Origin of the sequence: Mycobacterium sp. (genome assembly GCF_050701675.1) — a bacterium.
Lineage (GTDB): Bacteria > Actinomycetota > Actinomycetes > Mycobacteriales > Mycobacteriaceae > Mycobacterium.
The window spans coordinates 1-10067 of sequence record NZ_JBOGDD010000568.1 but is presented as its reverse complement, the minus strand read 5'-3'; the positions used below and the strand labels follow the sequence as shown (position 1 = coordinate 10067).

At 64.7% G+C, this 10067-nt stretch carries 10 protein-coding genes; 7 read left to right on the top strand and 3 right to left on the bottom strand.

What is annotated here, in order from left to right; translation table 11 throughout:
* The 3 genes from ACRDUX_RS17370 to ACRDUX_RS17360 form a co-directional block, all read left to right on the top strand.
* Positions 1 to 854 (top strand): ABC transporter permease (locus ACRDUX_RS17370; protein ID WP_526415262.1); only part of this gene is annotated, 854 nt, incomplete at its 5' end.
* Positions 851 to 1630 (top strand): ABC transporter ATP-binding protein, encoded by a 780-nt coding sequence (locus tag ACRDUX_RS17365; RefSeq protein ID WP_526415261.1) that lies wholly within the window; start codon positions 851 to 853, stop codon positions 1628 to 1630. The genes ACRDUX_RS17370 and ACRDUX_RS17365, both read left to right, overlap by 4 nt.
* Entirely contained in the window at positions 1627 to 2709 is a 1083-nt protein-coding gene (locus ACRDUX_RS17360; protein ID WP_526415260.1) for an ABC transporter substrate-binding protein, read from the top strand. The genes ACRDUX_RS17365 and ACRDUX_RS17360 overlap by 4 nt, the downstream gene beginning before the upstream one ends.
* 30 nt (positions 2710 to 2739) lie before the next feature.
* Here ACRDUX_RS17360 and ACRDUX_RS17355 read toward each other — a convergent pair whose 3' ends face one another.
* The 3 genes from ACRDUX_RS17355 to ACRDUX_RS17345 form a co-directional block, all read right to left on the bottom strand.
* Positions 2740 to 3846, bottom strand: coding sequence for a glycoside hydrolase 5 family protein (locus ACRDUX_RS17355; RefSeq protein ID WP_526415259.1), 1107 nt, complete (start codon positions 3844 to 3846; stop codon positions 2740 to 2742).
* A gap of 303 nt (positions 3847 to 4149) precedes the next feature.
* Positions 4150 to 5340: an MFS transporter gene (locus ACRDUX_RS17350; protein WP_526415258.1), complete on the bottom strand. Its 1191-nt coding sequence runs from the start codon at positions 5338 to 5340 to the stop codon at positions 4150 to 4152.
* Entirely contained in the window at positions 5337 to 6176 is an 840-nt protein-coding gene (locus ACRDUX_RS17345; RefSeq protein WP_526415257.1) for a MurR/RpiR family transcriptional regulator, read from the bottom strand. The genes ACRDUX_RS17350 and ACRDUX_RS17345 overlap by 4 nt, the downstream gene beginning before the upstream one ends.
* 125 nt (positions 6177 to 6301) lie before the next feature.
* Between ACRDUX_RS17345 and ACRDUX_RS17340 the strand changes: the two genes are divergently transcribed.
* From ACRDUX_RS17340 to ACRDUX_RS17325, 4 genes are all read left to right on the top strand, one after another.
* Positions 6302 to 6898, top strand: coding sequence for a tripartite tricarboxylate transporter TctB family protein (locus ACRDUX_RS17340; RefSeq protein ID WP_526415256.1), 597 nt, complete (start codon positions 6302 to 6304; stop codon positions 6896 to 6898).
* A gap of 2 nt (positions 6899 to 6900) precedes the next feature.
* A complete protein-coding gene (locus tag ACRDUX_RS17335) occupies positions 6901 to 8475 on the top strand; it encodes a tripartite tricarboxylate transporter permease (RefSeq protein ID WP_526415255.1) in 1575 nt (524 codons plus the stop codon).
* Positions 8472 to 9467: a tripartite tricarboxylate transporter substrate binding protein gene (locus ACRDUX_RS17330; protein ID WP_526415254.1), complete on the top strand. Its 996-nt coding sequence runs from the start codon at positions 8472 to 8474 to the stop codon at positions 9465 to 9467. Before ACRDUX_RS17335 ends, ACRDUX_RS17330 begins: the two co-directional genes overlap by 4 nt.
* The coding region (locus ACRDUX_RS17325) for an RraA family protein (RefSeq protein WP_526415253.1) at positions 9464 to 10067 on the top strand (604 nt) is incomplete at its 3' end. The genes ACRDUX_RS17330 and ACRDUX_RS17325, both read left to right, overlap by 4 nt.

Sequence of the window (10067 nt, the reverse complement as noted above, 5' to 3'; positions counted from 1 at the left end):
CGACTACCGACACCACCACCGCCCCCCAAGACCGCGAGAATTGGCAACGGCTTCGAACGACTCGGCCCAGGGGTTCGTGGCAGTCGCTGAGGTCGGGCAAGAACGCCTACCGGTTGGCCGTCCCCGTGGCGCTGCTGGTGGTGTGGCAATCGTTGTCCAGCCTCGGCGTCATCCCTGCCACGGCGCTGGACTCGCCCGCCACCGTCGCGAGCGCGCTCTGGGACCTCATCAAGACCGGCACGCTGCAGGAGAGCCTGCTCGTGTCCTTGCAGCGCGCCAGCCAGGGATTCGCCATCGGGGCGGCCATCGGATTGGTCGCAGGGCTGGTATCCGGCCTGTCCTACCTGGGCGAGCGTGCCTTCGACGCCTCCCTGCAGATGTTGCGGACCATCCCGTTCCTTGCCGTGGTCCCATTGTTCGTCATCTGGTTCGGCGTCGGTGAGATCTCCAAGATCGCGCTGATCGCGATTGCCTGCATCTTCCCGGTCTACTTGAACACCTTTGCCGGAGTACGCAACGTGGATCGCAAGATCGTCGAGGCTGCAGAGGTCTTCAGGCTCAGCCGCCTTTCGATTGCGACGAAGATCGTCCTTCCCTTGGCCATGCCGACGATCTTGGTCGGCATCCGGTACTCGTTGGGCGTCGCGCTTCTTGCTCTCGTTGCCGCAGAACAGATCAACGCTACCTCCGGAATCGGCTATCTGGCCTTGTCGCCACGGGCTGCCATGCGAACCGACATCGTCCTGTCGATCGTGTTGGTGTACGCGCTGCTCGGCCTGGCCGTCGACCTGATCATGCGGATCATCACCCGCATCACCGTTCCGTGGCACCAAACCGTATTGAAGAAGGCATGACCGTGGTGACCAACTCGGCCACTGACATCAAGCGCGCCGATGCCGACAACGAGGCCGCAGCAGCGATCGAAATCATCGGCGCCCACAAGTCTTTCGGTTCGCGCACCATTTTCGAGGGACTGGACCTCACGGTTGCCCCCGGGGAATTCGTCGCCCTCCTCGGGGCCTCCGGGTCCGGGAAGACGACGCTGCTGCGAATCCTGCTCGGCTTGGACAACCTCGACGGCGGAGTCGGCGGTGTGGCGACACCCCGATCGGTGGTCTTCCAAGAGCCCAGGCTGGTGCCGTCCCGAAAGGTCTGGCACAACGTGCTGCTCGGCGTGGAGCAAGGTGCCGCCACGAAGGCCAGAGCGCTGGCCGCGCTGGAAGAGGTGGGACTGACCAATCACGCGACGGCATGGCCGGCGACCCTCTCGGGTGGCGAGGCGCAGCGAGTCGCGTTGGCGCGAGCCCTGATTCAGGAACCACGCGTGCTTCTGCTCGACGAGCCGTTCGCCGCCTTGGATGCCCTGACCCGGCTCAAGATGCAAGCTCTGGTCAAAGAACTCTGCCGTCGTCACGAGCCCGCAGTCATGTTGGTCACCCACGACGTCGAAGAAGCGGTCCGACTCGCCGACCGTGTACTTGTGCTCAAGAACGCACGGATTTCCGTCGACATCGCCCTCGAACACCACCGCACGCCGGAACGAACCGCGGCCCTGAAGACCCGGCTCTACGGCGAACTGGGCGTCACCGCGGCCGACCACGAGCTCAACCGTTCCGAGGAGACCCGATGATCTACCGCGGCCACGTCAGTGCCCTCGCTGCCATGATCGTCGTGCTCTTGGCACTGCTCACCGCCGGCTGCGTCAGCGGGTCTGGTGACGACGGCTCCCACCAGGCGCCGGAAGGCGAACGCACGATCAACGGCGTCGACGTCGGCGACCTGACCCTGCGGGTCGGAATCTTCCAAGACGTGTTTCGAGCCCAGACCGATGCCACCGACTTCTTCAAGAACACGCCCTACAAGGTCGAGTGGTCCCGGCTCAACGGAGCAGGACCGACGGTCCAGGCGCTCTACGGCAACGCCATCGACATCAGTTGGGGCCTCAGCGACACCGCAGCACCGAAGGCGGCCGCAGAAGCCAAGCAACCGTGGACCGCGGCGACCGCACCGATAAAGATCATCGGTCTGCTCAAACCCTACGATCCGGCCAAGTACCCGCCGGCGATCATTGCCGCCAACACCGACGCGGGCATCAACGCTCTCGCCGACCTGCGGGGTAAGACCTATACGTACAACGAGGGCGGCAACGCCAACGCGGTGGCGCTGCTCGCCCTCTACAAGGCAGGGCTGACGACCAAAGACGTCAATGTGCAGCTTCTGCAGAGTGATTCGATCGCACCGGCGATCATCAACGGATCCGTACAAGCCGGTTCCACCTCGCTCGCGCAGGTCGGCTCGGCGATCGACGCCGGGAAGGTCAAGCAGGTCGCCACCGGTCCCGAAGTCGGCTTTCCTGGCTACGTATCCGTCACCGTCAGAACCCAGGCCCTTGCCGACCCCAAACTCGCGGCCGCCATCGGTGACTTCTCCCAAAGGATTGCCCGATTCCAAAAATGGGGAGCCGAGCATCCGGACGAAATCGCCAAGGCGTTCGTGTCGACCCAGCAGTTGACCCAAGACCAGGCCCTGCTGGCCGCTCGCACCAGCGCGTCGACTCTCATCCCCGTCGGCCCCGAGGATCTGGGTACCAAGACCGAGGTGGATTTGATGGGCGTGCTCGAAAAGGCGGGCTTCCTCCCGCGACCCGTCGACATCACGCAGCTTCTGGACGCGAGATACTCCGAGCAGATCACCCAGGCTGCGCAGTAACACAACCGCCCCCTTCAGGGAGCGGAGACTTCATTTCGCGCGGAGTAGAGGCGTCACGCGCCGTATCGCGCGGATGTCGCTGTCCCGATAGGGCCGCCCATCGCGATGGAGCAGGTCGCTGAACCACTCCGCCGGGGGCGGGGCGTTCGGGTGATCCCACGAATCCCACGGCAGGTAGGTCTGGGTCTTGCCTGCGACCAGACCCCAGTTGTACGCGGCGACGCCGTGCCGGACGGCAACCGGCAGGATTCCGTCGACGCTGCTACCCAGTGTGCGCGCCAGGTACTCGGTACAGAGGATCGGCCGTTGCATCGGCGCGAGTTCGGCGATCCGGCCCTCGAAGCCAGCGGGGTCGGCATAGGAGTGGAAGGAGATCACGTCGGAGTTGTCGAGCTGGATGCGCGCGATCGGGCTGAGGCGTCGCGGGTCGGCCCAGATCCCCTGCCAGACGCCGCTGGTCAGGGGTTGAACGGGGTCGACTGCGCGCGCCCACTCGAAGACCTGGGGCAGCAGCGCAGCGACGAGGTCGAACTTGTCGGGCCTCTCGACCGTGCGGTACGCGTCCGCGGGGTTGTCGGGCTCATTCCACAGATCCCACCCAAGGATCCGATCGTCGCGGCGGAACTGGGTCAACACTCCGGTGACGTAGTCGTTCAGAACGTTGACGTAACCCGGGTCGCCGAGACGATCGGCACCGGGACTCTGCACCCACCCGGAGTTGTGCACGCCGGGCACCGGCGCGTGCTGAGGACCCAGTCTGGGGTGCGGATCCCAGCACGAATCGAAGAAGACGAAAAGCGGCTTGATGGCATGGCTTGCCGCGATGGTGACGAACTGCAGCAGCCTCCGAAGGAAGCCGCGTCGGTCCTGGACCCAGAGCAGATCGTGTAGGAACACCCGCACGGTGTTGAGCCCGAGGCGCCCTGCCATGGCCAGCTCGACGTCGATGCGACGCGGATCGTAGGTGCCGGGCTGGAACATCTCGAGCTGATTGATCGCGTTCGACGGGATGTAGTTGGCGCCGACGAGGCGAGGCTGCGCCCGGTACCAACTGTTGGCGCGGTCCGCTGACCAGCGTCCCCGTCCTGCCGCGGAGGCCCGCGGCGTTCGGGTCAGCGAGCCGGCTCCGACCAGCATCAGGGGGACCTTCAGAGCCGTTCGACGGTGTACGACGCGATCGGGGCGCGCGTCATGACCGTCTTCAGGTTTGCCAACCAAGCTGCAATCCTTCGAGTCGGTAACGTCATCCGTCGACACATGGTCCGGACACGCACATAGAAAAACGATGGAAGGGGTTGACGCACAACGCTTCCGAGCTGCGTTGCCGGTACCCATCGCTTCATGACCGACCGTGGCTGCGTTGCCGCACGGCCCTTGCGCGCACCACGCTACGGGAATCCTCCCGCTCGTGAAAATGAGGGGATTGCTGACGCGCGGAGGTCAGGGTGGATCAGGCTCCCCGGCTTTGGAACGGGCCATGATGGCGATTGCGCCCAGCAGCAGGGCGGCATTGGCCCAGAAGATTCCCAGCACCCCGAGCGGAGCAGCGAATGCGCCGACGGCCAAGGGGAGGGTGATCTGGGCGAGCCGGTTGGAGGTCAGCCGCATGCCCAGCGTCGCGCCATGGGACGGGGACGGCGTCAGCGAGGTCACCCATGCCATCGTCAGCGGTTGGGGGATGCCCAGCCCGAGACCAAGCCCGATCATGACGGCAGCGGCTCCCCAGGCATTGACGAAGGGAAGTGCGATGAGCGCAGCCACCGATGCACCGATCGAAACGACGATGAGTACCTTGCGTCCGAAGCGGGCGACCAAGCGCGTCAACCCGAACCGGCTCAGGACCGAGACGGCCGCGCGTAGCGCCAGCAGGAGTCCCACCACGGTCGCGCTGATGCCGCGGTCGGTCGCCCAGACGGGGACGAATGCGTACATCAGGTCGACGGTGACGAGAACGGCACCGCTGACCGCGAGTGAGCGCCACATCTGCGGCGTCTTGAGTAGCTGCGACACCTGGGCCGGATCTTCGTCCTTGGTGTCACGGGCAGGGGTCAGGGACCGGTCTACGGGCCGGATCATGACGTACGTGGGAGCGGCGAGCAGAATGAGGGCTGCGCACACCATCAAACCCACGGTGGTGTTCGGGTGCGACTGCCCCCCGAACGCCGCAAGTGAGGCCGCCGTCGTCACCAGCGGCGGGCCGATGAGCTGTCCGATCGACGCGGACGCGGTGAGGGTGCCGAATGCGGCGTCGCTGTCGGAGTCGGCGCTGACGTTGGCCACGAATGTCTGCTGGCCCACCATGATCAAGATCTGTCCGAAGCCGATGCAGGCCGCGACGGCCAGAAGGATCCATAGGCCAGGCAGCAGGAACCCGCACACGCTTCCCGCGGCGGCGATCACCATGCCTGCGGTCGCCACGATGGAGCCGCCGATGCGGTCGGTGACCCGGCCCGCGGGCAGCGCAGCCAGCAGCGCGGGCAGCGCCATCGACGACGCCAGCAGGCCGAGGAAGAACGGGTCGGCACCCAGCGCGAGTGCGCGGTATCCGATCATCAGCCGGACCCCGGTCCAGGATGCTGAAACCAGGCTCGCCTGCAGGCCAAGCGCCAGCTTCCAGGGCCGGTCGGTCACGGCCGAAGGGGAATCTCGTCTGTACCGCCGAGCAGGCGAGTCAGGTCGTCGATGGTGTCGCGAGTCGCCTGATACCGGTCGACGTCGAGATGAAATACGGCCAGTTGCAGCGCATAACAGAGCGCGATGGGGATCAGCTGGGTGCGGTACTCACCGTCGTCGCCCCGTCGCGCCGCGAGCAAGTGGTCCGGGCTGGGCCGGAACTTGTAGCCAGGAACGTCGCTGATCAGAATCGTCTTGCCGCCCCGTCGCGCGGCTTCCGCCACCAGTGCGGACAGTTGTCCTGGCGCTTCGCGCAGCGCGAAGCCGATCAACGTGCTGGTGTGATCGAACGATACGAAGCGTTCGGCCATGTCCTTTGGCGACGGCTGCATGCTGACCACCGTCATTCCGAGGCGTCGGAGCCGGCGCGCCAGCAGATCGAGCGTCGGTCGCTCGTCGTTGCTGGAAAGCAAGTAGACGGTGCGGGTGGAGTGCAGCGTTCGCGCCGCGGCATCGAGGTCCTCCTGGGAGACGAACCGCGACAATGCGTCGAATGCCCGCATCTCGTCGCGGATGAACTCATCGAGGTGATGTCCGCTCTCGCCCCTCATCGGCGACGTGCTGGCGGTCGGTGCCTCTTCATCTCTGCGGAGATCACTGCGCAACTCGGGATAGCCGCGGTAGCCCAGCTTTTGGGCAAGCCGGATGACGGTGGACTCGTGCGTCTTGGCCTTCTCGGCGACCTCTGCGGCCGGGGCGTTGGACATGTCGGCGCCCAACAGGACATTCATGACGCGATCCTCGGACGCACTCAACTGCACCGGACTGCTGGCGACCACTGCGCGAAAGCTCACGTCACTCCCTGTCTTCGTTGTGATGTTTGACACTATCTCATGGACATGCAATCCTGTGCAAGATTACAAGTTCGCCACTTGGGCGAGCTTCGAATTCTTCCCGACACACGGAGAGGCGGACGACGATGCCGGCACTCACCAATGAACCCAGGCCGTTGGGCCTCGTCAGGTTGGAATGGTCGGTCGCGACCATTTCGCTGTTCGGCGGGGGTGCCATCGCCTTCGTCGGCGTCACTTACGGTCTGATCAACGTCACCGGAGTCGGCGCAGGCTTCTTCCCCACGGTCGCAGGGATTCTCGTCTCCCTGTCGGGCCTTCTCTGGCTGCTCCAACTCGCATTCACGCGCCGCGCCGATGCAGCGTCGAGCGTCGAAACTGTCGACAAGAGCTTCGAGGACGTCACTCATCGCTTCGAAGTCGACGATGAGATCGACGAAGACGCAGAAGAAGCCGAGTTCCCGGATCGCGCAGGATGGCTGCGCGTCGGGATCATCGTGGCCGCAGTCCTCGGTGCGGCGCAAGTGCTTCCCGTCATCGGCTACACGCTCTCGATGACACTGATGCTGGCCGTCGTCCTGTTCTTCGTGAGCAAGCGACCGTGGTGGCTCGCGCTCGTGGTCGGCATCGGCGCAGCGCTCGTCTCACGCCTGGTATTCGAATCCTGGCTGGGCACAGAACTTCCCGCGTCCTCGATTGACTTCCTCGCGACGCTGGGACTCTGACCGTGGGCTTCGATGCACTCCTGGGCGGGCTGGTAAACGTCTTCACCCCCCAGCACTTGCTCTTCGCACTCCTTGGCTGCGTGCTCGGCATGATCGTCGGCGTACTACCCGGCTTCGGCCCGGCGGCCGCGGTGTCCCTACTGATACCAGTGACCTTCGGTCTGGACGCCACGACCGCGATCATCATGCTCGCCGCGATCCTCTACGGCGCCGCCTATGGGGGCACCACGACGGCAGTACTCCTGCGGATCCCCGGCGAGGCGTCGTCGATCGCCACGACCATCGACGGCTACGAAATGGCGAAGCAGGGGCGGGGCGGACCCGCCCTGGTGATCGCGGCCCTTGCCTCGTTCGTCGGTGGACTGATCGGCGTCATCGGATTCGTGGTCGTCGCGCCGTTCAGTCGCCTGGCGCTGGAGTTCGGGGCACCCGAACTGTTCCTCGTCGCCCTGCTGGGCATGGCCCTCATCACCAGCTTCGCCGGCAACAACTTCCCGAAGGCCCTACTGAGCGCAGGGTTGGGTCTGGCGATCGCGACGGTCGGCATCGACTCCGGGGTGGGGATCCAGCGATTCACCTTCGACATGCCCGAGCTCTATGACGGTATCGGCCTGGTCGCCGTCGTGATGGGAGTGTTCGGGCTCAGCGAAATCTTCGCCCAGGCGCAGAAGGGTCCCCTCGGGGTTCCGAAACCACTGACCGTCGGCAGACTGTTCCCGAGTCGCGAGGACATGCGGCGGTCGTTCTTCCCGTTCCTCCGGGGGTCGGTGATCGGATTCTTCATGGGCCTGTTGCCCGGATCGCCGGGCGCCGCAACGTCTCTGGCGTCCTATGCGACCGAGAAGCGATTCTCGAAGAAGAGCCGCGAGTTCGGCAACGGCGCCGTGGAAGGTGTCGCCGGTCCCGAGGCGGCGAACAACTCGCTATCGGTGTCCTCGATGATCCCGTTGTTCACTCTCGGCATCCCGACGTCGGCGACCGTCGCCATCATGGCAGGCGCCTTCACCATCAATGGTCTGATCCCCGGGCCCCTGTTGTTCCGCGACAACCCCGACGTCGCGTGGACCATCATCGCGAGTTTCCTGGTCGGCAACCTGATCCTGCTCATCCTCAACGTCCCGCTCGCCCGGGTGTGGATCGCGATCCTGCGCGTGCCGTTCTACTACCTGATGGCGGCGATCCTCGCCTTCATGTTCCTGGGCACCTACTCCATCAACGGCAGCGCCTTCGACATCATGGTCATGCTCGGAGCGGGTGTCGTCGGCTACCTCTTCCACCTACTGAAGGTTCCGCTGACCCCACTCGTGTTGGCGTTGATCCTCGGGCCGATGCTCGAAGAGAACTTCCAACGCTCCCTGGCGCTTTCGCGCGGCGACTATGGGGTCTTCATCAGCAGCCCGCTCAGCATGACCCTTGTCGGAGTCTGTGCACTCGCCCTCGTATTTGGCGCGATCCGGCCTGCGATCACGGCGGTCGTCGGCAAGAAGAAGTCCCGAGCTGCGTCGCGAACCGTGCTCGTGGCCGTGAACGAAGCCGCACCCGTCGAATCGGTCCCATCGAAGGAGACAGCGAAATGAAGAGACAACTGATGGCGATCGGGGCTGCGCTGGCCGCGGTCGTCCTCACTGCCGGCTGCTCGGGCGGGGGGACGGGGGATGCCGGAGTGTTTCCCAAGAAGGGCAGCACCATCGAATGGATCGTGCCGTCCGCAGCAGGGGCCGGCAACGACATCCTGGCCCGGATCGTGGCTCCGTCGATGCAGACCTCGCTCGGTGCAAATGTCAAGGTGGTCAACAAGGAAGGTGGAAGCCAGGTCATTGGGCTCAACTACGCCGCCAACGCCAAGCCCGACGGGCACACGCTCGTCTACACCAACGTGCCCTCGATCCTCGGGCGTTACCTCGACCCCACCAAGAAGGCGGGATTCGACCGCGACAGCTTCATCCCGGTGGGGTCCTTTGCCTCGAATGCCATTGTGATCAGCGTCAACAAGTCCAGTCCGTACAAGACGATCAAGGACCTCTTCGCCGCGGTGAAGGCCAAGCCGGGAGCAATCACGGTCGGGACGGACTCACGCGGCGGCGATGATCACATCAATCTGCGCATCCTCGAAGACTCCCTCGGCTTGAAGTTCAACATCGTGCATTACAACAGCGGAGCGGAGAAGATCGCCGCTCTGGTGTCCGGCGAGATCGACTTCGGACTGGGTGGCATCTCCAGCTTCTACGGCCAGTACAAGTCGGGCGAGCTCAACATCTTGACCGTCATCCAGGACACCCCGAGCGAATTCATCCCCGAGGTCCACACCCTGGCGAGCCAGGGTTTCCAGGTCGATCCGATGAGCAACGCCTTCGCCATATCCGTCCCGAAAGACACACCCGCCGAGACTGTTTCAGTTCTGGAGGCAGCACTGAAGAAGTCCGAAGAAGACCCCGCCGTGCAGACCAAACTCAAGGACACCGGAGTCCAACCAGCATTCATGTCCAGCGCTGACGTCGAGAAGCTCTGGACCGAACGCGAAACGGTGATCAAACCGATCATCGCCGAACTCTTACAGTCGAACGGATGACGATGACGACAACAACCGATCTCGCCGACGGCATCATCGAACGATTCGCCTCGGTGCCCGCGGCCAATGTTGCTGACGCACAAGAACGCTTCGGCGTCGCCTCCGGCCTGGGTCCGATGTGGCCCGGTGCCCGGCTCGCCGGTCCCGCACTGACCGTGTGGACCCGTCCTGGCGACAACCTCTACGTCCATCACGCCCTCGACATCGCCAAACCTGGTGACATCATCGTGATCAACGGTCACGGCGATCCGACCCGCGCCATCATCGGCGACCTGATCGGAATCCGTGCCAAGGCACTCGGCATCGGTGGATTCGTCATCGATGGCGCGGTGCGTGACGCGGATGCGCTGGCTGACTGCGAAATGCCAGTCTTCGCAAGGGCAGTCACCCCTGCCGGGCCCTACAAACACGGCCCCGGAAGGCTGCAGCAGCCTGTTGCGATCGCAGGCGTCGTCGTCGGCCCCGGCGACATCATCGTCGCCGACGCAGACGGTGTCGTCGTCGTACAGCGAGCCGACGCCGAACGTGTGCTCGCCGATGCTCAAGAGATCGAGGCAGCAGAGGCCCAGAAGCGGATCGCCTACGCCAGCGGCGTTCACC

Coding starts and splice junctions, on each gene's coding strand:
- ACRDUX_RS17365 (WP_526415261.1), top strand. CDS start 851: ATGACCGTGGTGACCAACTCGGCCACTGACATCAAGCGCGCCGATGCC.
- ACRDUX_RS17360 (WP_526415260.1), top strand. CDS start 1,627: ATGATCTACCGCGGCCACGTCAGTGCCCTCGCTGCCATGATCGTCGTG.
- ACRDUX_RS17355 (WP_526415259.1), bottom strand. CDS start 3,846: ATGCTGGTCGGAGCCGGCTCGCTGACCCGAACGCCGCGGGCCTCCGCG.
- ACRDUX_RS17340 (WP_526415256.1), top strand. CDS start 6,302: ATGCCGGCACTCACCAATGAACCCAGGCCGTTGGGCCTCGTCAGGTTG.
- ACRDUX_RS17330 (WP_526415254.1), top strand. CDS start 8,472: ATGAAGAGACAACTGATGGCGATCGGGGCTGCGCTGGCCGCGGTCGTC.